At 64.2% G+C, this 25,646-nt stretch carries 17 protein-coding genes; 8 read left to right on the plus strand and 9 right to left on the minus strand.

Going from position 1 to position 25,646, the window contains the following annotated elements:
* The first annotated feature begins 88 nt into the window (after positions 1-88).
* Positions 89-1,738 (plus strand): lysine--tRNA ligase, encoded by a 1,650-nt coding sequence (locus NLY43_RS14600; RefSeq protein ID WP_023711410.1) that lies wholly within the window; start codon positions 89-91, stop codon positions 1,736-1,738.
* On the opposite strand, the gene NLY43_RS14605 is transcribed toward NLY43_RS14600, so the two are convergent.
* From NLY43_RS14605 to NLY43_RS14635, 7 genes are all read right to left on the minus strand, one after another.
* Positions 1,701-2,573 (minus strand): thermonuclease family protein, encoded by an 873-nt coding sequence (locus NLY43_RS14605; RefSeq protein ID WP_023711411.1) that lies wholly within the window; start codon positions 2,571-2,573, stop codon positions 1,701-1,703. The two genes, NLY43_RS14600 and NLY43_RS14605, sit on opposite strands and share 38 nt — an antisense overlap.
* A gap of 8 nt (positions 2,574-2,581) precedes the next feature.
* Positions 2,582-3,232 (minus strand): S24 family peptidase, encoded by a 651-nt coding sequence (locus NLY43_RS14610; RefSeq protein WP_023681959.1) that lies wholly within the window; start codon positions 3,230-3,232, stop codon positions 2,582-2,584.
* Positions 3,233-3,708: 476 nt separating this feature from the next.
* Complete coding sequence (locus tag NLY43_RS14615; protein WP_023711413.1) at positions 3,709-5,928, minus strand: 3-hydroxyacyl-CoA dehydrogenase NAD-binding domain-containing protein; 2,220 nt, start codon at positions 5,926-5,928, stop codon at positions 3,709-3,711.
* Positions 5,929-5,951: 23 nt separating this feature from the next.
* A complete protein-coding gene (locus NLY43_RS14620) occupies positions 5,952-7,160 on the minus strand; it encodes an acetyl-CoA C-acetyltransferase (RefSeq protein WP_023711414.1) in 1,209 nt (402 codons plus the stop codon).
* Positions 7,161-7,191: 31 nt separating this feature from the next.
* Complete coding sequence (locus NLY43_RS14625) at positions 7,192-8,361, minus strand: acyl-CoA dehydrogenase family protein (RefSeq protein ID WP_023713462.1); 1,170 nt, start codon at positions 8,359-8,361, stop codon at positions 7,192-7,194.
* Positions 8,362-8,593: 232 nt separating this feature from the next.
* Positions 8,594-10,402, minus strand: coding sequence for an acyl-CoA dehydrogenase (locus NLY43_RS14630; protein ID WP_023681963.1), 1,809 nt, complete (start codon positions 10,400-10,402; stop codon positions 8,594-8,596).
* Positions 10,403-10,673: 271 nt separating this feature from the next.
* Entirely contained in the window at positions 10,674-11,132 is a 459-nt protein-coding gene (locus NLY43_RS14635) for a MerR family transcriptional regulator (protein WP_023669610.1), read from the minus strand.
* A 479-nt stretch (positions 11,133-11,611) separates the two neighbouring features.
* Here NLY43_RS14635 and NLY43_RS14640 point away from each other — a divergent pair, with 479 nt between their 5' ends.
* The 4 genes from NLY43_RS14640 (at position 11,612) to NLY43_RS14655 (ending at position 18,941) form a co-directional block, all read left to right on the plus strand.
* Positions 11,612-15,601, plus strand: a complete 3,990-nt coding sequence (locus tag NLY43_RS14640) for an SEL1-like repeat protein (RefSeq protein ID WP_023711416.1) — start codon at positions 11,612-11,614, stop codon at positions 15,599-15,601.
* Positions 15,602-15,794: 193 nt separating this feature from the next.
* Positions 15,795-16,718, plus strand: coding sequence for a sulfite exporter TauE/SafE family protein (locus NLY43_RS14645; protein ID WP_023669608.1), 924 nt, complete (start codon positions 15,795-15,797; stop codon positions 16,716-16,718).
* Positions 16,718-17,509 (plus strand): TIGR02186 family protein, encoded by a 792-nt coding sequence (locus NLY43_RS14650; RefSeq protein ID WP_023711417.1) that lies wholly within the window; start codon positions 16,718-16,720, stop codon positions 17,507-17,509. The genes NLY43_RS14645 and NLY43_RS14650 overlap by 1 nt, the downstream gene beginning before the upstream one ends.
* 175 nt (positions 17,510-17,684) lie before the next feature.
* The gene (locus NLY43_RS14655) at positions 17,685-18,941 is read left to right on the plus strand and encodes an Hsp70 family protein (protein WP_023713464.1); all 1,257 of its coding nucleotides are present in this window, start codon (positions 17,685-17,687) and stop codon (positions 18,939-18,941) included.
* Between the two features lie 4 nt (positions 18,942-18,945).
* Here NLY43_RS14655 and NLY43_RS14660 read toward each other — a convergent pair whose 3' ends face one another.
* A complete protein-coding gene (locus NLY43_RS14660) occupies positions 18,946-19,845 on the minus strand; it encodes a LysR substrate-binding domain-containing protein (RefSeq protein WP_023711418.1) in 900 nt (299 codons plus the stop codon).
* A 278-nt stretch (positions 19,846-20,123) separates the two neighbouring features.
* Here NLY43_RS14660 and NLY43_RS14665 point away from each other — a divergent pair, with 278 nt between their 5' ends.
* The 3 genes from NLY43_RS14665 to NLY43_RS14675 are packed head-to-tail and all read left to right on the plus strand — an operon-like array spanning position 20,124 to position 24,721.
* Positions 20,124-23,054, plus strand: a complete 2,931-nt coding sequence (locus NLY43_RS14665) for a molybdopterin oxidoreductase family protein (protein ID WP_023711419.1) — start codon at positions 20,124-20,126, stop codon at positions 23,052-23,054.
* Positions 23,051-23,779: a 4Fe-4S dicluster domain-containing protein gene (locus NLY43_RS14670; protein ID WP_023711420.1), complete on the plus strand. Its 729-nt coding sequence runs from the start codon at positions 23,051-23,053 to the stop codon at positions 23,777-23,779. Before NLY43_RS14665 ends, NLY43_RS14670 begins: the two co-directional genes overlap by 4 nt.
* Before the next feature lie 3 nt (positions 23,780-23,782).
* The gene (locus tag NLY43_RS14675) at positions 23,783-24,721 is read left to right on the plus strand and encodes a dimethyl sulfoxide reductase anchor subunit family protein (RefSeq protein WP_023688708.1); all 939 of its coding nucleotides are present in this window, start codon (positions 23,783-23,785) and stop codon (positions 24,719-24,721) included.
* Positions 24,722-24,733: 12 nt separating this feature from the next.
* Here the strand turns inward: NLY43_RS14675 and NLY43_RS14680 are convergent, their stop codons facing one another.
* Positions 24,734-25,612, minus strand: coding sequence for a LysR substrate-binding domain-containing protein (locus NLY43_RS14680; RefSeq protein WP_023711421.1), 879 nt, complete (start codon positions 25,610-25,612; stop codon positions 24,734-24,736).
* Positions 25,613-25,646 lie beyond the last annotated feature (34 nt).

A 25,646-nucleotide genomic window follows, 5' to 3' on the forward strand; every position in this document is an offset into this window, starting at 1 on the left:
TATCGTTGACGCTCCGCCCTGTCGCGCCTAGAGACCCGGTTGAAAAATCTTACCAGCCGCGAAAGCCGGCCATGACTGGAACTTTGACATGACGGGATCAAACATCGCCGATCTCAACCCCGAAATGCTTGCGGCAGCCGCCGAAAGCAAGGCCTGGCCGTTCGAGGAAGCCAAAAAGATCATCGAGCGCTACAAGGGCGGCGACTTCCCGGAGATCGTCCTGTTCGAGACCGGCTACGGCCCGTCGGGCCTGCCGCATATCGGCACGTTCGGCGAGGTCGCGCGCACCTCGATGGTGCGCCATGCCTTTCACGTGCTGACCGGGAACAAGGTCAAGACCAAGCTGCTCTGCTTCTCCGACGATATGGACGGCATGCGCAAAATCCCCGACAATGTGCCGGATCGCGCAGCGCTCGAGCCCTATCTGCATATGCCGCTGTCGGCGGTGCCCAATCCGTTCGGCGGCGACTATCCGAGCTTTGGCGACCACAACAACGCGATGCTGTGCCGCTTCCTCGACACGTTCGGCTTCGACTACGAATTCGCCAGCGCCACGCAGTACTACAAGGCCGGCCGCTTCGATGCGATGCTGGTGCGCGCCGCCGAGCGCTATGAGCAGATCATGGCGGTGATGCTGCCGACGCTGGGGCCGGAGCGGCAGGCAACCTACAGCCCGTTCCTGCCGATCTCGCCGAAGAGCGGGCGCGTGCTCTACGTGCCGATGAAGCATGTCGACGCCAAGGCCGGCAACATCACCTTCGACGATGAGGGCACCGAGACCACGCTTTCGGTGACCGGCGGGAAGGTCAAGCTGCAGTGGAAGCCGGATTTCGGCATGCGCTGGGCAGCGCTCGGCGTCGATTTCGAAATGTTCGGCAAGGACCACCAGACGAACGCGGTGATCTACGACCGCATCTGCAACATTCTCGGCGGGCGCGCGCCCGAGCATTTCGTCTACGAACTGTTCCTGGACGAGAACGGCCAGAAGATCTCGAAGTCGAAGGGCAACGGGCTGACCATCGACGAATGGCTGCGCTACGCGCCGACCGAAAGCCTCGGCCTCTATATGTATCAGCGGCCAAGGCAGGCGAAAAAGCTCTATTTCGACGTCATCCCACGCGCCGTCGACGAGTACTACACCTTCCTCAACGCCTATCCGCGCCAGGACTGGAAGGAGCGGCTGGGCAATCCGGTCTGGCACATGCATGACGGCAAGCCGCCTTCCATCGACATGCCGGTGCCGTTCTCGCTGCTGCTCAACCTGGTCAGCGCCTCCAACGCGCAAAACAAGGATGTGCTGTGGGGCTTCATCTCGCGCCATGCATCTGGCGTGACGCCGGCGACGCATCCCGAACTCGACCAGCTGGTCGGTTTCGCCATCCGCTACTTCGACGATTTCGTGAAGCCGACGAAGACCTTCCGGCCGGCCGACGATGTCGAACGCGTGGCGCTGGAAGCGCTTGGCAACGCGCTTGCTGGCCTGCCGGCCGGCGCCGACGGCGAAGCGATCCAGAACGCTTCGCTCAACGTGGCGCGCAAGATCGAACGCTATCAGGACCATTCGAAGAAGAGCCCGGACGGCGGCCCTGGTGTCTCGGGCGCTTTCTTCCAGATGATCTACCAGGTGCTGATCGGCCAGGAACGCGGACCGCGCTTCGGTTCGTTCGCAGCCCTCTACGGCATCCCCGAAACCCGCGCGCTCATTGAGCGGGCGCTGGCTGGTCAGCTGGCGGCGTAATTTCCGTCCCGGCCGGCGGCGTGTCTATCGCCGGGGCATCGAGGATCGGTTGCGACGCCGTGGGTGCCGCAACAGGCGTTGGCGCCGGTGGCAGGCCGCCAAGATCGGGCGCGGCGCCGAAGACGCCCTTCTTGGCGGCGCGCGCCTTGTCGCCCGCTTCGACATAGGGGCCGCCTGCCGTGGCGCGCGCCCAGCCGTTTTCGACCAGCCACTGGCCGACATCCAGCTTGCCGATGCGGCATTCGGCGGCGATCAGCGCACGGTCGGCCTCCGGCGGCACCTTGCAGGCAACGGCCCGGCCGCGCAGGAAAGACCGGAACGCGGTACGCGCCCTGATACCGCAAGCCCAGGACTTGCCGCCCTCGGTGCAGGTCTCGTCTTGCCTGACGATGTCGATGCCGGAGACCGTCACGGAATAACCATTGGCTTCGATCAGGCCGGCGGCGGCCGCGACCGGCTGGAACAGTTTTGTTCCTCCCCAGTCGTCGACCGCTCTGCGCCCACGCGGCTTGGGCGGCCCGGCCAGCGCCAGGTCGCTCAGCGGCGCGCGTGGCTCAACCCGTTCAAGTTCTTCTACCAGCAGCGGCGGCGGAGCGATGGCCTCGGGATCGATCGCCCTCGAATGCACCTGAGGCGAGTGCATCGGAGGCTTGACGGGCTGGACCTCGGGGATCGCCGACGTCGCCGGCTCCTCGGGCACGGCCTCGGTGTCCGGGTCGATCTGGTCGACAGTAATGGCGGGGCCGTCGCGATGCAGCGCGCGACCGCCGGCGACGACAATGGCGACCATCACCGGGATCGCCAGGAGGGCTATGAGGATTTGAAGCAGACGCACCGCGAGACCTACTGGCTTGCCCAGACGATCCGCGCCACCCATTCGACATCGCGCATCGCGATGTCGCGGTCCGGATGGTCGGGGTTGAGCGAAATCAGCACGATCGATTTCGTCGTCTGGCGGTCGAGCACCTTGGCCATGACTTCGCCGGCATTGGTCTTGACGACGACGCGGTCGCCCTTGCGGGTAGCGGCGCCCGGCTCGACGATCAGCACATCGCCATTGCGGTAGAGCGGCAGCATGGAATCGCCCTGCACCTTCAACGCATAGGAGGTTTCGGTCGCCCGTGCCGGAAGCTCGACAAGGTCCCAGCCCTGGCCGGAGGGATAGCCGGCATCATCGAAGAAGCCGCCGGCGCCGGCCTGGGCAAAGCCGAGCAAAGGCACCGCCGAACGCTGCGCGGCTACCGAGCCCGAAGCGGCCTTGGCACGGCCTTCGACCAGCCCGGTGAATTCGTCGAGCGAGGCGCCGGTCGCCTCGATGATCTTGGCCAGCGATTCGGTCGACGGCCAGCGCGGCCGCCCATCCGAGGACAGCCGCTTCGACTTGTTGAAAGCGGTGGAGTCCAGACCGGCTCGCCGGGCCAGGCCGGAGGCCGACAACGAATAGCGCTCGGCGAGAGCGTCGATGGCTGCCCAAACTCGGTCATGCGAGAGCAATTCGCTCTCCTCAAAACAGGAAAAAATACCTTTTCCTTCTAACGCTCGGTTATCCGATTGTCCACCGGCGCGCGGCCCGATCTCTCAAAAAGCTGCGTGCGGCGAAGTCGTCATGGATGCCTCAAACTGCCTTGGGCAGGCTGCGCAATCCCTGGTGGGAGGTCATGCAAACCCGCTCGGCCTCGGTCGGCGGTCGCGGTTGAACGGAGCGGGCAAGCGTACTGTTGGACGCGCCAAGGACGCTGTAGCATTTTGATTTGGCGCATGATCCTTTCCGAAAATCGATTCCGATTTTCGGGGTCATGCGCGAGGTCGGCGAGCATCATGTAGCGGGCGTTGTTGAGATGGAGGTTGAAGTCGATGTCGGCAGGCAGCGAAAAGCCAGCCGACTTTCGCTGCCGACCGCGTAAGGGTCACGGCGCGCCTTGCCGTGGCCATGCGCGCAAGGCGCCCTCAGACGTACATGGGGCGCTAGCTCAAGCGGCCTTCTGCACTTCGCCTTTCGCATAGGGATCGAAGCGCTGGTAGAAGGTCTCGCCCTTCTCCGCCAGGTCGAGTAGCAGCTTGGGCGCCTTGAACTCGGCGCCGTATTTCTTCTGCAGGCCCTTGGCTATTCTGACGAACTCCCCGGCGCCGATGCCGTCGATATAGGACAGCGCGCCGCCGGTGAATGGCGCGAAACCGAAGGCGAGGATCGAGCCGACATCGGCCTCGCGCGGATCGGTGACGATGCCCTCTTCCATCACCCGGGCCGCTTCCAGCGCAATGGTTACCAGCAGGCGCTGCTGCAGTTCCTCATAGTCGACCTCCTCGGCCTCCAGCTGCGGATAGAGATCCTTCAGGCCCGGCCACAGCTTCTTCTTGGCAGGCTTGGCCGGATAGTCGTAAAAACCCTTGCCGTTCTTGCGGCCGAAGCGGCCATGGGTGTCGACCAGCGTGTTGATCAGCGCCATCTGCCTGGGGTCGACAGACTTGTCTCCGAGGTCCCTGATGGTCTGCTTCATGATCTTCTGGGCAAGGTCGATCGCCGTCTCGTCGGTCAGCGCCAGCGGGCCGACCGGCATGCCGGCGGCCTTGGCGGCGTTCTCGATCATCGGCGCCGGAACGCCTTCGATCAGCATCTTGTAGGCTTCCGACATGTAGCGCAGCACGCAGCGGTTGACGTAGAAGCCGCGCGTGTCGTTGACGACGATCGGCGTCTTCTTGATGGCGCGCACGAAATCGATCGCGGTGGCCAGCGCCTTGTCGCCGGTCTTCTTGCCCAGGATGATCTCGACCAGCATCATCTTGTCGACCGGCGAGAAGAAGTGGATGCCGACGAAATTCTTCGGCCGCGCCGAATTCTTGGCCAGTGCAGTGATCGGGATGGTCGAGGTGTTGGAGGCGAAGACCGCTGACGATTTCAGCACGGCTTCGGCCTGCTCGGTGGCAGTCTTCTTGACGGCCGAATCCTCGAACACCGCCTCGACCACCAGATCGCAGCCGGCGAGATCGGCATAGTCGGCCGTCGGCGTGATCAGCGACAGAAGTCTGTCCTTCTCCTCGGGCTTGGCGCGGCCCTTCTTGACCTGATCGGAGATCAGGCTGTCGGAATGCGCCTTGCCCTTTTCGGCCGACGCCATGTCGCGGTCGAGCAGGACGACCGGGATGCCGGCCTTGGCGGTGACAAAGGCGATGCCGGCACCCATGAAGCCGGCGCCGAGAATACCGATCTTCTTGAACTTGGTCTCCGGCACGCCGGCCGGACGGCGGGCGCCCTTGTTGAGCTCCTGCAGCGAGACGAACAGCGAGCGGATCATCGCTGCTGCTTCCTTGGACTGCATGATTTCGGTGAAATAGCGCTGTTCGATCCGCAGACCGGTGTCGAACGGCACCAGCAGGCCTTCATAGACGCATTTCAGGATCGCCGCGGCGGCCGGATAATTGCCGTAGGTCTCGCGGCGCAGGATGGCGATGGCCGGCGGCCACAGATTGAAGCCGGCCGGCGTATAGATTTGGCCGCCAGGCAGCTTGAAGCCCTTCTCGTCCCAGGGCTGGACGGCTTTCAGGCCGTTCCTGATCATCGCCTTGGCGGTCTCGATCAGCTTGCCGGGTTCGGCGATCTCGTGGATCAGCCCCATCGCCTTGGCTTTCTGCGGCGACAGCGTCTGGCCGGTGGTCAGCATCTGCAACGCCTGCTGCTGGTCGGTCAGGCGCGGCACGCGTTGAGTGCCACCGGCGCCGGGGAAGATGCCGACCTTGACTTCCGGCAAGGCCATCTTGACCTTTTCGGAGTCAGCGGCAACGCGGCCATGACAGGCCAGCGACAGCTCGAACGCGCCACCCATGCAGGTGCCGTTGATCGCCGAGACCCAAGGCTTGCCCGACGTTTCGAGCTTGCGCCACAAGCCACCCATGCGGCCGGCATTGTCGAACAAAAGCTGTGCCGCCTTCTCCGGGTCCTTGGTCTTCTCCTTGGCAAATACGGCCAGCATCTTCTGCAGCATGGTCAGGTCGGCGCCGCCGGAGAAGCTGTCCTTTCCCGAGGTGATCACCGCGCCCTTGATGGCGGCGTCGGCCACCACCTGGTCGATGATCTTCTCGAGCTCGTTCATCACCTCTTCGGTGAAGACGTTCATCGAGCGGTCCGGCATGTTCCAGGTGACCAGCGCGATGCCGTCTGCGTCGGTGTCGACCGTGAAGTTTGTATAAGTCATGTCTCTCTCCTTCCGGCCGAAAATCAGACGCGTTCGATAATCGTTGCGGTGCCCATGCCGGCGCCGATGCAGAGCGTCACCAGAGCGGTGTTCAAATCGCGGCGCTCGAGCTCGTCCAGCACCGTGCCCAGGATCATCGCGCCGGTGGCGCCGAGCGGATGGCCCATGGCGATAGCGCCGCCATTGACGTTGATCTTGTCGTGCGGGATTTCGAATGCCTGCATGTAGCGCAGCACCACTGAGGCGAAGGCCTCGTTGAGCTCGAACAGGTCGATATCCGACAGCTTCATCTTGGCGCGCTTCAGAAGCTTCTCGGTGACGTCGACCGGACCGGTAAGCATCAGCACCGGCTCGGAGCCGATGTTGGAAAAGGCGCGGATGCGGGCGCGTGGCTTCAGGCCCATCGTCTTGCCGGCCTTCTTCGAGCCGAGCAGTACGGCGGCCGCACCATCGACGATGCCGGACGAGTTGCCGGCATGGTGGACGTGGTTGACCTCTTCCACCTCAGGGTGCTTCTGCACGGCGACCGCGTCGAAGCCGCCCATTTCGCCAGGCATGACGAAGGACGGGTTGAGCGAGGCCAGCGACTGCATGTCGGTCGACGGCCGCATATGCTCGTCATGATCGAGGATGGTGAGGCCGTTCTGGTCCTTGATCGGTATGACGGAGTTCTTGAAACGGCCATCGGCCCAGGCCTTGCCGGCGCGCTTCTGGCTCTCGACCGCATAGGCATCGACGTCGTCGCGCGAAAAACCATATTTGGTGGCGATCAAATCGGCCGATATGCCTTGCGGCACGAACCAGCCGGGCAGGCCGACGGACGGGTCCATGAACCAGGCGCCGCCCGAGGCGCCCATGCCGACGCGCGACATCGATTCCACGCCGCCTGCAATGACGATCTCGTCGGCGCCTTGAGCGATCTTGGCGGCGCCGAAATTGATGGCGTCGAGGCCTGAGGCGCAGAAGCGCGAGATCTGCATGCCCGGCGCCTTGTTGTCGTAGCCGGCCTCGAAGGCGGCGGCACGCGGAATGACGGAGCCGGCTTCGCCGACCGGATCGACGCAGCCGAAGATGATGTCGTCGACGTTTGCAGTGTCGAGGCCGTTGCGGTCGCGCAACGCTTCAAGCGTCCTGGCCGCAAGCCGCACCGCCGGCACCTCGTGCAGCGAGCCATCCTTCTTGCCCTTGCCGCGCGGTGTGCGCACGGCGTCATAGACATAAGCTTCGGCCATTTGCTTGCTCCTTGCTTTGCCGACGTCGCTCTCAGAGAGAGCGGCCGATCAGCAATTTCATGATCTCGTTGGTGCCGCCGTAGATGCGCTGGACGCGGGCGTCGCGGAACATGCGGGCGATCGGATATTCATTCATGTAGCCATAGCCGCCATGCAATTGAAGGCATTCGTCGACGACTTTTCCCTGCAGGTCCGAGAGCCAGTATTTCGCCATCGACGCCGTCACCGGATCGAGGCCGCCATTGATGTGGCGGGTGACGCAATCATTGTAGAAGACCCGGCCGATGGTGGCCTCGGTCTTCAGTTCGGCGAGCTTGAACTGGGTGTTCTGGAACTCGATGATCGCCTTGCCGAAGGCCTTGCGACCCTTGACGTAGTCGATGGTCAGCGCCAGCGCGCGTTCGATCATGGCGATGGCGCCGGTGCCGATCTGCAGGCGCTCCTGCGGCAATTGCTGCATCAGCTGTATGAAGCCCTGTCCCTCTTCGTGGCCAAGCAGGTTCGAGGTCGGCACGCGCAGATCATTGAAGAACAGCTCCGACGTGTCGTTGGCCTTCAGGCCGATCTTGTCGAGGTTGCGTCCGCGTTCGAAGCCTTCGGCCTCGTCGGCCTCGACGACGATCAGCGAGGTGCCCTTGGCGCCTTTGGCCGGATCGGTCTTGGTGACGACGATGATGAAATTGGCCAGTTGGCCATTGGTGATGAAGGTTTTCGAACCGTTGATCTTGTACTGGTTGCCGTCCTTCTCGGCGCGCGTCTTGACGCCTTGCAGGTCGGAGCCGGCGCCCGGCTCGGTCATGGCGATGGCGCCGATCAGTTCGCCGGTCGCCAGTTTCGGCAGCCATTTCTTCTTCTGCTCTTCCGAGCCGTAGTGAAGGATGTAAGGAGCAACGATCGCGTTGTGGAGACCGATGCCGAAACCGTCGACGCCGACATGGCCGATCGCCTCGATGATGGCGCTCTCATGCGCGAAGGTGCCGCCGGAGCCGCCATATTCCTCCGGCATAGAGGCGCAGAGCAGGCCGGCGGCACCCGCCTTGCGCCAGCTCTCGCGGTCGACCATCTCGTTCTTCTCGAACTCGTCGTAGCGCGGCGCGATCTCTTCCGACATGAAGCGGTGCGCCATGTCGTAGAGCTTGCCGACCTCGTCCGCCGCCCAGGCGGGCTTCGGCAAGGAGAGCACTTCGGCTGGATTTGTCATGCCGTTTCTCCCGCGCCAACGTCCCCCTCCCCCTCGAGGGGAGGGTGGCCGCGAAGCGGTCGGATGGGGTCGCCGATGACGTGCTCGACCTTATCTTCGGAATTGACGCGGGTTTGGGGCATTGCGATCATCTCCTACCAAAGCGCCAACCAGCCGGCGCACTGCACGCAAGGACCCCTCCCGGCCCTTCGGGCCACCCTCCCCTCAAGGGGGAGGGGGACGCCAGCCATTTCTAGAACGCTTCCGCAGGCAGCGCCATTAGCGTGTCCGCACCACTGGAAATGCGGGCGAGATGTGCCGATGTCTCGGGCATGATCCGCTCCATGAAGAAGCGCGCCGTCACCACCTTGTTATCGTAAAAAGCCCCATTTTCGTGGACAGATTGGGAGCCATTGGCGCCGGTCTTGCCGAGCGCGGCCTTGGCCATCTGCGCCCACATGTAGCCCAGCGCCACCAGGCCGAAGAGATGCATGTAATCGGTCGACGCGGCGCCGGCATTGTCGGGCTTGGCCATGCCGTTCTGCACCAGCCACATGGTCGCCGCCTGCAGATCGTTGAGGCCCTTCTTCAGCGCCTTCGTGAAAGGCGCCAGCTTCTCGTCGGCGCGGTTCTCCTCGCAGAACTCGCCGACGTCCTTGAAGAAGGCCTGCACGGCGCGGCCGCCATTCAGGCCAAGCTTGCGGCCGACGAGGTCGAGCGCCTGGATGCCGTTGGCGCCTTCATAGATCATGGCGATGCGGGCATCGCGCACGAACTGGCTCATGCCGTGCTCTTCGATGTAGCCGTGGCCGCCGAACACCTGCTGCGCCATGACGGCATGGTCAAAACCCTTGTCGGTGAGCACGCCCTTGATCACCGGCGTCAGCAGGCCGGTATAGTCGTCGGCCGCCTGGCGATCCTTGTCGTCGGCGGAGCGGTGGGCGATGTCGGACTTGATCGCCGTCCACAGCGCCAGCGCGCGGCCGGCCTCGTTGAAGGCCTTCATGGTCATCAGCGAGCGGCGGATGTCGGGATGGACGATGATCGGATCGGCTTGTCTGTCCGGCGCCTTGGCGCCAGACAGCGAGCGGCCCTGCAGCCGGTCCTTGGCGTAGGAGACCGCGTTCTGGTAGGCGATCTCGGACAGCGACAGGCCCTGCAGGCCGACGCCGAGCCGGGCTTCGTTCATCATCGTGAACATCGCCTTCAGGCCGCCATTGGCCTCACCGAGCAGCGTGCCTTCGGCCTCGTCATAATTCATGACGCAAGTCGAATTGCCGTGTATGCCCATCTTCTCCTCGATCGACCCGCAGGAGAGCGTGTTCTTCTCGCCCGGATTGCCCGAGGCATCGAGCTTCAGCTTTGGCACGATGAATAGCGAGATGCCCTTCACGCCCGCCGGCGCGCCTTCGATGCGGGCCAACACGAGATGGACGATGTTTTCCGACATGTCGTGCTCGCCGGCCGAGATGAAGATCTTCTGGCCTGAGATCTTGTAGGTGCCGTTGCCGTTCGGCACCGCCTTGGTGCGCAGCAGGCCAAGATCGGTGCCGCAATGCGGCTCGGTCAGGTTCATGGTACCGGTCCAGGACCCCTCGACCAGCTTTGGCAGCCATGTCGCCTTCTGCTCGTCGGTGCCGTGTGTGATGATCGCAGCGATCGCGCCTTGCGTCAGGCCGGGATACATCATCAGCGCCATGTTGGCCGAAACCATGTATTCGGCAACCGCGGTGTGCACGGCATAAGGCAGCCCCTGGCCGCCGAACTCGACGGGCGCCGCCAGTCCCATCCAGCCGCCTTCGCGATACTGGTCGTAGGCTTCCTTGAAGCCCTTCGGCGTCGTCACCGAGCCGTCCTCATGGCGCACGCAGCCTTCCATGTCACCGACGCGGTTCAGAGGATGCATAACGTTTTCGGCGAGCTTGGCGCCTTCGGCGAGGATCGCCTCGACAACGTCGGGCGTCGCGTCGGCAAACCCGGGAAGGTTGGAATATCGCTGATAACCCAGCACCTCGTTGAGCACGAACAGCGTGTCCTGGACCGGCGCCCTGTAGATCGGCATGTGTTCCTCCACCATGCGGGTCTTGGCCGCGAGATCGGGCCCCGAACATGAGGTTGGGGCGGCACGCCGGCCAATGTCGAAAGCGGGATAGCAAAAATTGACGTTTGCGTAAACGTCAATTTAGTCGCCGCGACAAAATTTACTTATGCCAGCCTGTCGCACGAGCGGTGCATGGCTTTGCGCAAAGCAAGGGGGGTCAAACAAAAAGAGCCGCGCGGGCGGCCGCGCGGCTCTTCCGTTCAAAGCTTTCGCCGGGAGCTGCGGAGCAAAATCAGCTGGCGGCGCTGGCCGGGGCCGAACGCTCGGACAGCATCTGGCGCACGGCCGACATCGAGCCGCTCAACTCGTTGATGGCGTCGTCGATCAGCGCGCGCTGCTTCTGCAGGCGGGCAAGCTGCTTCTCCGACTTGTCGAGAGCCAGCCGCAGCTGCTTGGTGTTGGATCCCGTCGGATCGTAGAGATCCATCATCTGCTTGACGTCGCGTAGCGAGAACCCGACCTTGCGGCCGAGCAGGATCAGCTTCAGCCGCGCCTTGTCGCGACGCGTGTATAGCCGCGTCGCCCCATCGCGCTTTGGATTGAGCAGGCCCTTGTCTTCATAGAAACGCAGCGTGCGCAGCGTCACGCCGTATTTCTTGGCCATCTCGCCGATGCGCACGAGCTCCTCACTGGCTTCGGCAGACATATTGTTGGTGTTGGCCGCGGCTTCGCCGGGCGAAACAAGTTTCATAGTCACTGGCTTTCCCCTGTCGTGGCATCGCGGTCTCGGACCTTGCAACGCCTGAGTGGAAGCGGGGGCATGCTTCCAGTCGTGGTTTCAACTAATTCATCGCAAAAGGCACGAACGGCGCCCCTCTTACGTTTACGTCAATTCTATATCGATAGCCGCCGCATGACGCAAGGGCGTTCTGGGATTGCGAAACCTTATGCCGCACCCCCGGCGCCGGGTCCGAACGGGCACCGCCTGTATTTCAGCAATGCCGTAACTTCTTAAGCTTGGTTAACACCTTGTTTACCACGATGGGTGAAATGTGCGGATGTCGGTCACCCGTGTTTATCCTGTAGCGAATTTTTCACGGTTTTTCGGAGAGCGGGCCTGGCCCGGGAAGCTCGTCTTCCGCCGCAGCAGTGCCGCGCGGCCGCCTTCGTTCCCGACAAGGACTTGGGAAACTGGCAGCAAGCCAGCCATTCTGAAAAACGGACGCATCGATGAACAGCAAGCGGTCCTATCTCGATACACTCAACGCCGGCAGGCCGCGCAGGCCGAACACCACACTTGATGAATTGAACCGCTCGCTGGAAACGCTGGAGCAGCGGCTGGAGCGCAAGCGCGAGGACGCCGCCGAGCGCTTCGATCCGCGCCGGCCGCCGGCAGAGCCGCGCTACGCAAGCGCCCAGCCCTACGCCCCGCCGCGCTGGTACGAGGACCCGCAGCCCACGCCGCGGCCGAAAGGCGCCGGGCCGGCCGGCTTCGACCAGAACTATCAGGCGATCGCGCGCGACATCGACCGCGTGCGCGGCCAGGAAGACAGCGTCGCCGTGGTCGGCAAGATCGCCGGCGAATTGCGTGGCCTGCGCGAGGAACTGCGCCATCAGATGACGGCCGGCCTGCAGCGCGAATTCGCCGCGTTGCGCAAGGACATCGAACGGGCCTTCCAGGCGAGCAACCAATCGGGTGGTCAGGCAGGCGGCTTGCCCGGCAAGGGCAGCGCCGAACTCGGCGTCGAATTCGAGCGGCTGTCCGGCGCCATCCAGACGCTGGCCGAGAAGAGCGACGACCGAAGCGTCAACATGCTGCGGCTCGAGCTCGAGCAGGTAAAGACGGCGCTCGACACATTGGCGCGCGAGGAAAGCGTGCTCAAGGTCGACCGCCGCTGGGACGATTTCGACCGCCGCTGGAGCGCGTTCGAGGACCGTGTCGACGCCGACCAGCGCAACCGCGCCGACGGCCCCGGATTTTCGACCCTGACCGACCGGCTCGAACAGATCAGCAATGCGGTCCACAATCTGCCGGAATCGCTGTCGCTGCGCTCGATGGAAGAAAAGGTCCGCACGCTTGCCGGCGCCGTCGATCATTTCGTCAGCCAGCAGAGCAACCGCGGCGGCGACACGCTTGGCCTGATCGATGAACGGCTCGACGAGATTTCGCGCGCCATCGTCGCCTCGACCGTCGCCGCACAGGCCAATTCCTTCGACCCCGAACCGTTCGAGCGCATCGAGAAGCGGATCGCCTCGCTGGCGCAGCAGATCGAGGAAGTCGTGCAGGTTCGTCCGAGCGGCGAGGTTCTCGACCGTCTCAGCACGCTGTCGAACAGGGTCGACGAGCTTGCCGGCCGCGCCAATCTGCCGGAACAGGCGATGGAGCGCCTCGGCAAGCAGATCGCGATGATCGCCGACAAGATCGACCGCGCCCCGGCCATGCCCGACGCCGACTATATCTTCCAGGGTCTGGAACAGCGCTTCGACGTGCTGTCGGGCATGATGGAACGTCGGCAGGGCGATGCCATCGAACAGGGCAACATGCTGTTTCGCGATCTCGAGCGGCGGCTGGACGAGGTTGCCGACCGGCTGGACCAGCGCCAGCCGCAGGCTGACAGCGCCGGCATCATGGACGCCATCGATGCACGCTTCACCGCGCTCGCCCAACGCATGGAGACGCGCATTCCCGATCCTGCCAACGAGGCGGCGATCCGCGGCCTGGAAAGCCGGCTCGAAGACATTTCAAGCCGGCTGGAATCGTCGGCCGCGCAGGTCGCCGGCATCGATCCGGCACTGATCCGCAGCCTTGAGGCGCAGGTCTCCAGCCTATCGGCGCATCTGTCGAAGCCCGGCACGCCGCTGCCGGAATTCGAGGACATCAGCCCGCGCCTCAACGAAATCGAGAAGTCGCTGGCTGGAACCCGCGAATCCATCATGGGCGCGGCACGGGAAGCGGCCGAGAGCGCCGTGCGCTCGCTGGCAGATTCCAACGCCAACACCGCGGCCGTTACCGGCCTTGCCCAGGATCTGAAGACGCTGGAAGCGCTGACGCGCCGTTCGGACGAGCGCAATTCACGGACATTCGAGGCTATCCACGACACGTTGCTCAAGATCGTCGATCGTCTGGGCTCGCTGGAGACCAGCGAACCGGCCGAGGCGGTGAGCGAGCTTCTGGATGCCCAAGCCGAGCCGGCGCGGCGGGCCCGCGCTGCACGCGCCTCCAAGATTTCGGTGCAGGACGCGCCGTCGATGGATATCGACCAGCCGCTGCCGCTGACCGGAGACATGGCCGACCTGGACGGCCGCGCCGCCGCCATCATGCGCAGCGAGCCGGATATGCGCAGCGACCCGGGTACGCGTAGCGACCCGGTCATGGGCAGCGAACCAGTGCGGCGCTCGCCAGCCGAGGCTGCCGCGGCCGCTGCCCAGGCAGCGCTCGGTTCCGACAGGATTGCCGAGAAAGGCGAAGGCACGGCCAAGAAGTCGCTGTTCGGTGGATTGGCGCGCGCCTTCAGGGGCAAGAAGCCGGCTGACATGCCGCCGCTTGCCGGCTCGGGGCCTAATGTCGACATGCCGAGCGTCGATCTCGACGAGCCGCTCGATCCGAAGCTCGCCAACCGACCGTTGGAGCCGGGCTCCGGCGCGCCCGACCTCAACGCCATCATGAAGCGCGTGCGCGACGAGCGCGGCCCGCCGGTGCGCCAAAACTCCGGCGATGCGTCGAAATCCGACTTCATTGCCGCGGCCAGGCGCGCGGCGCAGGCCGCGGCCGCCGAGGCCGACGCGTTGAAACGCCAGTCTACCATGAAGGGCCCGGTCAAGGCGCTTCGTATCGGCGACCTGCTCAAGGCGCGGCGCAAGCCGATCCTGATGGGAGCGGTCGCGATCATGCTGGCGCTTGCCGGCCTCCAGTTGGGCAAGGCCTTCTTCGCCGACCCGGTCGAGGTCGCAAGCAACGATACAGCGCCGATCGTCGCCTCGCAGCCGGTCGAGACTGCCTCGGTCAACGCTGCCAGCCAACCCAAGGCAGATGCGCAGGTGACCATGCAGGACGCGCCGGCCCGGATCGTCAGGCAGGCGGAGCCCTCAGAGCCAGCAGGCGGCAACGATGCGCCAATGAATGCGGCCTCGGTCGCCGGGCCCGAAGTGCCGGCGGTGGAGCCCGCGCCAGCGCCGATGGCTCTGGCCGATCCGGCCCCCGCGCCAAATGCAATGCTGCCGACCACCGCCACTGCGGGACCGGCGGCTGCCGACGCGCAGCCTGCGGCCGCCGTCATGGCGCCCTCGGCCTCGGATACGACGGCCTCGGATACTACCGGCGCCGTTCCGCCGGCTGATGCCGCGGTACCAGCTGTCGTGGCCAAGATAGACGTTCCGGCCGATGCCGGCCCGCAAGCCTTGCGCGACGCGGCTGCCGGCGGTGACGCCAAGGCGCTGTTCGAGCTCGGTTCGCGCTATGCTGAATCGCGCGGCGTCAAGGAAGACATGGCGGCAGCGGCCAAATGGTACGAAAAGTCGGCCGAGCTCGGCTTCGCACCGGCGGAATACCGCATCGGCAATTTCTACGAGAAGGGCATCGGCGTCACGCGCGACGTCAAGAAGGCAAAGACCTTCTACCAGCTCGCCGCCGCGCAGGGTAATGCCAGCGCCATGCACAACCTGGCCGTTCTGTTTGCCATGGCCGCCGACGGCGTGACCGACAATGAATCGGCCGCGCACTGGTTTCAGGCGGCGGCCGATGTCGGCGTCAAGGACAGCCAGTTCAATCTCGGCATCCTGGCGGCAAAGGGCGTCGGCATGAAGCAGAGCCTGGAGGAATCCTATAAATGGTTCGCGCTCGTCGCCAAGACCGGCGACAAGGATGCGGCTGCCAAGCGCGACGAAGTCGCCACTGCGCTGCGCCCCGAACAGCTGGAGCGGGCCCGCGCCGCCACGGAACTGTGGAAGCCGAAGCCGCTCGACCCGGCGTCCAACTCGGCCGATATTCCTGAATCCTGGCAGGAAGGCACGCCGCAGACCACCGCCAGCGTCGACATGAAGAAGGCGGTCAAGAACATCCAGCTCATCCTCAACAAGAACGGCTACGATGCCGGCGGCGCCGATGGCGTGATGGGCGGCAAGACCAAGACCGCAATCATGGCTTTCCAGACCGACAACAAGATGCAGGCGACCGGCGAAATCGACGAAAAGCTGGTGAAGGCGCTGCTGGCGCACAAATAACGGCAGATGCGTCGCTAACGCGACGCCCTTGCCATACATTTGCCTGTTAACTGCTTGAGATGTTTTTTGTTTCGGTAGGGCGGCGGGGTTTGATCCCACTGCCCCGGCGGTGCAAGAAAGAATTGGCTTTTCGGTGCGACAATGCCCTGGAATGGTTGCAATCGCCGACAGGCAAACTGATCGAGACTGACGGGTGGGCATCTATCTCCCGATCGCGGAAATTTCCGTCAACGTCTTCGTGCTGCTGGCAATGGGCGCGGCGGTGGGTTTCCTGTCGGGCATGTTCGGGGTCGGTGGCGGCTTTCTGATCACGCCGCTCTTGATCTTCTACAACATCCCGCCGGCAATCGCCGTTGCCACTGGCGCCAACCAGGTTATCGCCTCCTCCTTCTCCGGCGCGCTGTCGCACATGAAGCGCGGCACGCTCGACTTCAAGCTCGGCGGGGTGCTGCTGGCCGGCGGCATCGTCGGCTCGACCGGCGGTATCTTTGTCTTTGCCTTCCTGCGCCGGCTCGGCCAGCTCGATTTGTTCATTTCGCTGCTCTACGTCGTGCTGCTTGGCACCGTCGGCGGGCTGATGCTGGTCGAGAGCGTCAATGCGCTGCGCGCGACGCGCAGCGGTGCGGCGCCGGTCTTGAAGAAATCCGGCCAGCACAACTGGATCCACCGGCTGCCGCTGAAGATGCGCTTCAGGGCCTCGAAGCTGTTCGTCAGCGTCATTCCGGTGCTGGGGCTCGGCGCCGGCATCGGCTTCCTGTCGTCGATCATGGGTGTCGGCGGCGGCTTCATCATGGTGCCGGCGCTGATCTATCTCTTGAAGGTGCCGACCAACGTCGTCATCGGCACCTCGCTGTTCCAGATCATTTTCACCTCGGCCTACACCACGCTTGTCCACGCCACCACCAACCAGACGGTCGACGTCATGCTTGCCTTCCTGCTGATGGCGGGCGGCGTTGCCGGCGCGCAATATGGCGCCAAGGCAGGACAGAAGCTGCGCGGCGAACAGCTCAGGGCACTGCTGGCGCTGCTGGTGCTGGCGGTCGCGATCCGGCTTGCCATCGATCTCTTCGTCACGCCGCCAAACCTCTATTCGCTGACCGCCGCGGGCCTGAACTGATGCCGCGGTGGGGGATTTTTTCGGCCGCCGTTTTGCTTCTCGCCCTCGCTCTGCCGGCGGCAGCGCAATCGCCGAACCCCTTGCCGGAAGGCATCCAGATCGGTCTCTCCACCGACGCGGTGTCGATCACCGCCGGCTTTTCCGGCGCCGACCTGACCATTTTCGGTTCGCTGGAAAACCCCGACCCGCTGGTCGCGCGGCAGGGGCGCTACGACGTCATCGTCGTGCTCGAAGGCCCGCCGCGGCCGGTTGTGGTGCGCCGCAAGGACCGGGTGCTCGGCGTCTGGGTCAACCTGGAATCCGAGACCTTCGAGAACGTGCCGGTCTCCTACTCCGTCGCCACGACGCGGCCGCTGCAGGACATCACCGAACCCAACAGCTACAAGCAGCTGTCGCTCGGCGCCTCCAACCTTTACATGCAGCCGGCCGAGCTAACCGACAGTCCGGCGACGATCGAGGAATTCACCGTGGCGCTGCGCGAGCGCAAGGCGGCGACCGGCCTCTATAGCGAGAATGTCGGCGGCGTGCAGTTCTTGTCGCAGAACCTGTTTCGCGCCACGGTGCGGCTGGCGCCCAACGTCCCGGTTGGAACCCATAAAGCCCGCGCGTTCCTGTTCAAGAGCGGCCTGTTCCTCAAGGAAAGCTCGGCCCAGCTCGAAATCCGCAAATCGGGTTTCGAACAGTCGATCTTCCGCGTCGCGCATGATTACTCCTTCCTCTACGGCGTCTTCTCCGTGTCGCTGGCCATGATCACCGGCTGGCTGGGCAGGCTGATCTTCCGCAGGGATTGACGCGCACGACCCATTTCCGGGGAAAGGGGGTTCCCCTTTTCTCAGTCTTGCGATAGACCGCCGCCTCCCAACCCTCGGGTTACACGCACAATCATTCGGCAGAACGGTCCGGCCTCTGGACGGCGCGCGTCTTGCGACGCCTGCCACAGCGACGGCCCAATGACAGGAGGCTGCAATGCACCAGGCATTTGGCGGCATCGATTTCGGCACGTCCAATTCCACGGTGGGCGTGATCCGCAACGGCCAGGCACGGCTGGTGGCGCTGGAAGGCGGACAGCCGACATTGCCAAGTGCGGTGTTCTTCAACTTCGAGGACGGTCACACCTATTTCGGCCGCCGCGCCATTGCCGACTATACCGACGCCATCGAGGGCAGGCTGATGCGGTCACTGAAGAGCGTGCTCGGCAGTTCGCTGGCGCATGAGAAGACGCGGATCAAGGCCCGGCAGATCGGTTTCATCGACATTGTCGGCATGTTCGTCGGCCATTTGAAGAAGCGGCTTGAGGAAGACGCCGGCGCTCCGGTGGAGAACGTTGTGCTCGGCCGGCCGGTGCAGTTCGTCGACGACGATGTGGAAGCCGATGCCAAGGCGCAAAGCGAGCTTGAAAAAGCGGCGCGCGCGCAAGGCTTCAAGCACATCGCCTTCCAGTTCGAACCGATCGCGGCAGCGCTCGACTATGAGCAGGACGTGAAGCGCGAGGAACTGGCGTTGATCGTCGACATGGGCGGCGGCACGTCCGACTTCTCGATCGTGCGCGTTTCGCCGCAACGCGCCCGCTCACGCGACCGCAAGGACGATATCCTGGCCAACCGCGGCATCCATATCGGCGGCACCGATTTCGACCGGCTGCTCAGCATTGCCCATGTCATGCCCAAGCTCGGCTATCTGACGTCGACAAAAGACGGCAAGCGCAACCTGCCGGCGAGCTATTTCATTGATCTCGCGACGTGGCAACGCATCAACCTCGTTTACACCGCCAAGGCGATGACGCATCTGAGGCAAGTCCGCTTCGAGGCCGTCCGCGCCGACCTAGTCGACCGCTTCATCCATATTGTCGAGCACCGTTACGGCCATGCGCTGGCCGGCCTCGTCGAACGAGCCAAGATCGCGCTGACGGATCAGGCTTCGGCTGATGTGACGGTGGCGCTGCCCGGCGCGCGTTTTGCAGCCGAGATCACGCGCACTGGCCTGGAGAAAACGATTGCAGCCGACATCGAGCGGGTGTCCGCTACGGTGCGGCAGACGATTGCCGATGCCGGCATAACGGCCTCTGCGATCACCGCCGTATTCCTCACCGGCGGTTCGACCGCGATCCCGCTGGCACGGCGTGAAATCCTGTCGCTGGTGCCGCAAGCCGCCGTTATCGAGGGTGACATGTTCGGCTCGGTCGGCCTTGGCCTGGCGCTGGATGCGCAGCGGAAGTTCGCCTGATCGCTTACGCCGGATTGCTGACGGCTCCAGCGCCGAGATGCGCCTTGAGCGCCATCTGGGCCAGGCTTGCCTGGCGGTCACGATGGGTGATCATGGCGAAGTCGCGCTTCGGCAGTTCGAGCGGCACCGACCGGAGACTGCCCTCGGCGACGGCGCGTCCGACGACGAGGTCCGAGATGATGGTGGCACCGGCGCCGGCCTCGACCGCCTGGCGAACCGCCTCGTTGCTCGGCAGCACCAGAAATATCTGCAGGTCGCCAAGCGATATCCCCTCGCGGCGGGCCAGGTCCTCCAGCACCTCGCGCGTGCCCGAACCACCCTCACGGATGATCCAGCGCAGCCCTCTGATATCCGGGCGGCCCGGCGCGATCTCGGCGATTTCGGGATGCGAGGCGGCGACGACCAGCATCAACCTGTCGACGTCGACCTTGGTGCGGCGGAGGATGTCTGACTCGGTGCGCCCCTCGACCAGACCGAGATCGGCGGTGCCGTCGAGCACATTGGCCTCGACCTGCCTGGTGTTGCCGATGCTGACGCTTAAGCGCACCGCCGGGTAGGCCTCGTGGAAAGAGGCCAGCCTGCGCGGCAGCCAGTAGCTGGCGATGGTCAGGCTGGCGGCGATCGACAGGCTGCCGGCGACCGTCTGCGAGACATGCTCCAGCACATTTCGGGCGGCGGCGGCGCGTTCCAGCACCGCCTTGGCCTCGGGCAGGAAACGGTGGCCGGTCTGAGCCAGCTCGATGTTGCGGCCGACACGGTTGAACAGATGAACGCCATGCTGCTCTTCGAGCGCGCGGATGGCCGCCGACGCCGCCGACTGGGAGATGCCCAAAAGCTCCGCCGCCTTGGTCATATGGCCGCGTTCGGCAACGGCAACGAAAATGCGCAACTGGTCCAGCGTCATGTGTGCATTAAGAACCAATTCCGATCGAATTTACAAGAACAACTAATTAGACGGATCGATAGGTTTATTCTACTTTTTCTGCCAAAGTTAGAAAAAATTCGCCACCAAATCGCAGCCAACAAAATGATCGGGCGGTTCAGATCCCTGTTTGCGCATTGGACCCGTGGCCTCAGGCGGCGGCTGGCCGGCGACCGCTATCATCCTGAAGAACACTATATGCGTGGCCCCGGACCGAAGACGCGGGCCAAATTCGCAGGTAGCAAAAGCACGCCGGCATCATGAACCCAGCTGCGCCGCGCGGGGCCAATTCCGCACCGTCGCAACGGCCGCTTGCCGACACGCGCGCGCCGGATGAAGGCGACGGCGTCGACACCTCGCCCGATGTCTCCGACAGCATCGCCAAGACCACCTGCTATATGTGCGCCTGCCGCTGCGGCATCGACGTCCATATCAAGAACGGCAAGGTGCGCTACATCAACGGCAACAAGGACCATCCGGTCAACCGCGGCGTAATCTGCGGCAAGGGCAGCTCCGGCATCGTGCAGCACTACAGCCCGGCGCGGCTGAAGAAGCCGCTGTTGCGCAGCGGCCCGCGCGGCTCGGGCGAATTCCGTGAGATCGAATGGGAGGAAGCCCTTTCGATTGCGACCGGGCGGCTATCGAATATCCGCCGAACCGATCCGAAAAAGCTCGCCTTCTTCACCGGGCGCGACCAGTCGCAGTCGCTGACCGGCTGGTGGGCGAGCCAGTTCGGCACGCCGAACTTCGCCGCCCATGGCGGCTTCTGCTCGGTCAACATGGCGGCCGGCGGGCTCTACACGATCGGCGGCTCGTTCTGGGAGTTCGGCGAGCCGGACTGGGACAATACGAAATACTTCATGCTGTTCGGCGTCGCCGAGGACCATGATTCCAACCCGATCAAGATCGGCTTGGGTAAACTCAAGGCGCGCGGCGCCAAGGTGGTGTCGATCAACCCGTGCCGCACGGGCTACAACGCGATTGCCGACGACTGGATCGGGATCCGGCCCGGCACCGACGGCCTCTTCGTCTTCGCCCTCATCCACGAACTGCTCAAGGCAGGCCGCATCGATCTCGATTATCTGCTCCGCTACACCAACGCCCATGTGCTGGTCATCCAGGAGCCGGGCGCGGCCGATGACGGGCTGTTCCTGCGCGACAGCGACAACAATCTTCTCGCGTGGGACAGAGTGGCGAAGACAACCGTCAACGCAGCCGATGCGGATGCGAAGCCGGCGCTGACGGGCAGCTTCACGTTCGCCGGTCGCCGCTGCGTGTCGGTGTTTCGGCTTATCGCCGACCGCTACATGGACGACAGCTACGCACCAGATGCGGTCGCGGCACGATGCGGCATTCCGGCCGACACCATCCGCCGGATCGCCGCCGAACTCGCCCACGTCGCCTTCGAACAGACGATCGAACTGCCGGTTGCGTGGACCGACTGGGCCGGACGGCGGCACGAGACGATCAAGGGACGGCCGGTGTCGATGCATGCCATGCGCGGCATCTCGGCCCACTCCAACGGCTTTCACTCCTGCCGTGCCATCCACCTGCTGCAGGTGCTGCTCGGCACGGTGGACGTGCCCGGCGGCTTCCGTTTCAAGCCCCCCTACCCGCGCTCGGCGCCGCCGGGACCGAAGCCGGCCGGCAAGGTGGTCAGGCCGATGACGCCGCTCGACGGCATGCCGCTCGGCTTCGTCTGCGGGCCGGACGATCTCCTGGTCGACGAGGCCGGCACGCCTTTGCGCATCGACAAGGCTTATTCCTGGGATGCGCCGCTCGCCGCGCATGGGCTGATGCATACGGTCATCCGCAATGCGTGGGCCGGTGACCCGTACCCAATCGACACGCTGATGATGTACATGTCGAACATGGCGTGGAATTCCTCGATGAACACCGTCGAGACCATTGCCATGCTCACCGACCATGACGAAGCGGGTAACTACAAGATCCCCTTCATCATCTATTCCGACGCCTATTATTCCGAGACGGTGCCGTTCGCCGACCTGGTGCTGCCCGACACCACCTATCTCGAACGTCACGACTGCATCAGCCTGCTCGACCGGCCGATCAGCCATGCCGACGGGCCGGGCGACGCGATCCGCCATCCGGTGGTCGAACCGGACCGAGATGTCAGGCCGTTCCAATCGGTGCTGATCGAACTTGGCGCTCGGCTTGGCCTGCCCGGCTTCGTCGAGGACGATGGCTCGGCCAGATATGCCGACTATGCCGACTACATCGTCAATCACGAACGCACGCCGGGCATCGGCCCGCTGGCCGGCTGGCGCGGCAAGGACGGCACTTCCGTCGGCAAGGGCGAAGTCAATCCCGACCAGTTGCAGCGCTACATCGGCAATGGCGGCTTCTGGCACCAGGATTTTGCTGAGGACCAGCGCTATTACAAGATGGCCAACCGCTCCTATCTCGACTTCGCAGAGCAGATGGGGTTCATCCCCAAGGCCGAGCCGATCGTGTTCCAGCTCTATTGCGAACCGATGCAGCGCTTTCGCCTCGCCGCGCGCGGTCATGGTCGCGTCCAGCCGCCCGAGAGCGAACGCCGGCGCATCGAGACCTATATGGATCCGCTGCCGTTCTGGTTTACCCCGTTCGAAGAGGCCGCCGTCGATCCGCATAAATACCCGCTGCATGCGCTGACGCAGCGGCCTATGCACATGTATCATTCCTGGGGCTCGCAGAATGCGTGGCTGCGGCAAATCACCAGTCAGAACCGCCTGTTCGTGCACCACAAGACCGCGGCAGATCTCAGTCTTGTCGACGACGACTGGGTGTGGATCGAGAGCATCAACGGTAGGGTTAAGGGGCAGATCAAGCTGGTCGACGGCGTCAATGCGGATACGGTCTGGACATGGAACGCCATCGGCAAAAGGCGCGGCAGCTGGGGGCTTAAGGACAACGCCGCCGAGAGCAATCGCGGCTTCCTGCTCAACCACATTATCGGCGACCAGACATCGGCTGACGCGAAAAGCAAACGCTATTCGAATTCCGATCCGGTGACCGGCCAGGCGGCGTGGTTCGACCTCAGAGTACGCATCGTCAAATGCTCTGATGAGGAAGCCGGCTTCACCGAACCGCAATTCGAGCGTTTCAGCCAGCCGCCAAATGTCGAGCCTTCGCCCGACATCCTTCGCTTCGGCGCCGAGTTCCGCGTCAATAGGGAAGCCGTGGAATGACCTGCCTTCCCGCCCATACAGACAAGAAGCTTGGCCTGGTCATCGACCTCGACACCTGCGTCGGCTGCCAGGCCTGCGTCACCGCCTGCAAGGAGTGGAACACCGGCGGCCACATGGCGCCACTGACCGACATCGACCCCTATGGCGGCCATGTCGACGGCGTCTGGTTCAACCGCGTGCACAGCTACGAGCACACGACCGAGGCGGGCGGGCGCACGGTCAACTTTCCGCGCTCCTGCCTGCATTGCGAGACGCCTGCCTGCGTCACTGTCTGCCCGACCGGCGCGTCCTACAAGCGGGCGTCGGACGGCATCGTGCTGATCGACGAAAGCAAATGCATCGGCTGCAAACTGTGCAGCTGGGCGTGCCCCTATGGCGCGCGCGAATTCGACACCGATGTCGGCGTGATGAAGAAATGCACGCTTTGCGTCGATCGCATCTACAATGACAATCTGGCCGAGGAAGACCGCGTGCCGGCCTGCGTTGCCGCCTGCCCGACCAGCGCCCGGCATTTCGGCGATCTCGGCGATCCCTCGTCGGCTGTCTCGCAACTGGTGGCGGAGCGTGGCGGCGTCGACCTGATGCCGGAGATGGGTTACAAGCCGACCAACAAATATCTGCCGCCGCGCGCCCAGCGCGCCGCATCGGTGCCGGTGCCAAGGCTCGAGCCAGTCACGGTCGAAGGCGGTTTTCTTGGCTGGATCGACCGCATGCTTTCGAACTGACCAATGCATCCAGCCTTTTCCGTCGTTTTCTTCACCACTGCTACAGGAGCGGGCTACGGGCTGCTGGCGCTGCTTGGCGTGCTTGGCGGACTGGGTTTTATCCCGGCCCATTTCTGGCTCGGCCTTATCGGCATGGGGCTGTCGCTCGGCCTGATCGCCGCCGGCCTATTGTCCTCGACCGGCCATCTCGGCCGCCCCGAACGTGCATGGCGCGCCTTCTCGCAATGGCGCAGTTCCTGGCTGTCGCGCGAAGGCGTGGCCTCGGTCGCGACCTTCATTCCCGCCGGGCTGTTCGGCATCGGCTGGGTGTTTTTTGGCCGCACCGGAGGCTGGATGGCCATCGCCGGGTTTCTCGCAACTATCGGCGCAATCGTCACCGTCTGCACCACCGGCATGATCTATGCCTCGCTGAAGCCGATCGCGCAGTGGCATAGCCCGTATACGCTGCCGGGCTATCTCATCTTTTCGGCGATGACCGGCAGCGTGCTGTTGAACGCGCTGCTGCAGGCTTTCGCCATCAGCCCGACCGCCGTTGCGGTAGCCGCCCTGCTGCTGACCTTGCTCGGCTGGGGCTGGAAGCTGGCGACGTGGCGATACAATGACGCGCTGGAGATCGCGACCACCGCTAACACGGCGACAGGCCTCGCCGGAGGGACGGTGCGCTCGCTGGAATGGCCGCACACCGAGGAGAACTACCTGCTCAAGGAAATGGGCTTTCGCATCGCCCGCAAGCACGGTGCAAAGCTGCGGCTGATCACGCAGTTGCTGGCTTTCGCCTTGCCTGCCCTGCTGCTGCTTTCTGTCTTATTCGCTTTGCCCTGGCCATTCGCAGCGGTGCTGTCGGTGCTTGCGGCAACCGTCCAGTTCGCCGGCATGCTGGTCGAGCGCTGGCTGTTCTTCGCCGAGGCCAAGCACACCGTCACCCTCTATTACGGCCGGTAGAGCGTCCCGCCGTCAGGCGGCCCGTGCTCGTGGCGCCGCCGGCAAATCCTTAAGCAGGATTTCGATCGCGGCATCGATTACAGCTGTCCTGCGGTCGTGCGCGTAAAGGCCGTATTGGACCATGAGCGGCTCGGGCAGGCCGGCTGACGTCTTCAGCACCCGCATCGAAGCGGTGCGCACGGATTCGGGCGGAAGCAGTCCAACGCCCAGTCCGTTCTCGATGGCGGCCTGAAGGCCGGTGACGCTCTGGCACGACAGGACGATCCGGTGCTCCCGGCCGGCGGCGACCAGCGCCTCGATCATCCGCCTGCGCCAAGGGCAGGTTGCGCCGAAGGCAGCGAGATCGAGTGGCCGGTCATGGTCCAGCACATAGTCCTGGGCGCAGACCCACTGCAGTTCGACGTTCCATGTCGTCACGGCATCGGCCGCGACGACGGATGTCGGCGCGATCATGACATCCAACGCGTCCTCGCTCCACAGCCGTCCCAGCGCGACGCTGTGCTCGACCATCGCGTCGAGGCTGATGTCGGGATAGGTGCGATGCAGCCGCCCAAGCGCGGCCGAAAGCGCGGCCGTGGTGACCTCTTCGGCAAGACCAATACGCACGCCGCCGCCAATGCTAGCCTGCTGCAGACGCGCCACCGCTTCGTCGCCGAGAGCGAGGATGCGGGTCGCGTATCCCAGAAAGAGCTCTCCCGCCGCAGTCGGTACGACACCGCGGCCGGTGCGCTGGAACAAGTGCCGTTGGAGCAGGCCCTCCAGCCGGCGCATCTGCATGCTCATCGCCGATTGGGTCTTGCCGGTCTGCGCGGCGACCCTGCTCAGGCTACCTTGCCGGCAGACCGCGACATAGGTGCGGAGAAGGTCGAGGCCGATCTGCTCAGATATCATTTTGTTTGAACTCTGATGTCATAGGTATCAGTCT

It is taken from the genome of Mesorhizobium sp. C416B (assembly GCF_030323165.1).
Classification (GTDB): domain Bacteria; phylum Pseudomonadota; class Alphaproteobacteria; order Rhizobiales; family Rhizobiaceae; genus Mesorhizobium.